1 protein-coding gene is annotated in these 932 nt (G+C 67.9%); it reads left to right on the forward strand.

Going from position 1 to position 932, the window contains the following annotated elements; translation table 11 throughout:
• Positions 1 to 932 (forward strand): non-ribosomal peptide synthetase (locus JGU66_36390; protein MBJ6766256.1); only part of this gene is annotated, 932 nt, incomplete at both ends.

Raw genomic sequence — 932 nt, forward strand, 5'->3', positions numbered from 1 at the left:
ACCTCTCACGGCAAGCTCGACCGTCGTGCCCTCCCTCCTCCTGAAGCCACCGATGCCGCGGTCGCCGCGTACAGCCCTCCGAGCACGCTGACCGAAGTGAAGCTGGCTCGACTCTGGTCCGAGTTGCTGAACCAGGAGCGCATCGGCACCGAGGATGACTTCTTCGCGCTGGGCGGCCACTCGCTACGAGCCACGCAGCTCGTCTCTCGGATCCGCTCGCAGTTCCGCGTGGACCTGCCTCTGCGCGCGGTGTTCGAGGCCACGACGCTGACGGCACTCGCGCGTCGCATCGACGAGGCGAGCCATGAAGCGCGGGGCTCGGATGCGCCGCCGTTGATCCCCGTGTCGCGCTCGCAGCCCCTGCCGCTGTCGTTCGCGCAGCAGCGCCTGTGGTTCCTGGATCAGCTCCAGCCTGGCACCACCGCGTACAACATGCCCAACGCGCTGCGACTGGAGGGCACGCTGGATGTGGACGCGCTCGAGCACGCCTTCACGGACCTGTGCGGCCGCCACGAGTCTCTGCGCACCACGTTCCTCTCGGTGGAGGGCGAGCCGGTTCAGCTCATCGCGCCGCCCACGCCGTTCCAGCTCGATCGCATCGACTTGTCCGAGCGCGAAGACCGCGAGGACGAGACGCTCCGACTCGCGGAAGCAGAGACGACGCTTCCCTTCCAACTCGCCACGGGGCCGCTGGTGCGCGCTCGGATCCTCCGGTTGGAGGCGCAGCATCACGTGCTGCTCGTGACGATGCACCACATCGTCTCCGACGGTTGGTCCATGGGCGTGCTCGTGCGCGAGTTGATCGCCCTCTACCGAGCGCGCCTCGAAGGACGTCCGTCACCGCTCTCCGAGTTGCCGATTCAGTACGCGGACTATGCGGTGTGGCAGCGACAGTGGCTGCGTGACGGCGTCCTCGACGCCCAGCTCGCCTA

The organism is Myxococcaceae bacterium JPH2 (assembly GCA_016458225.1).
Classification (GTDB): Bacteria; Myxococcota; Myxococcia; order Myxococcales; family Myxococcaceae; genus Citreicoccus.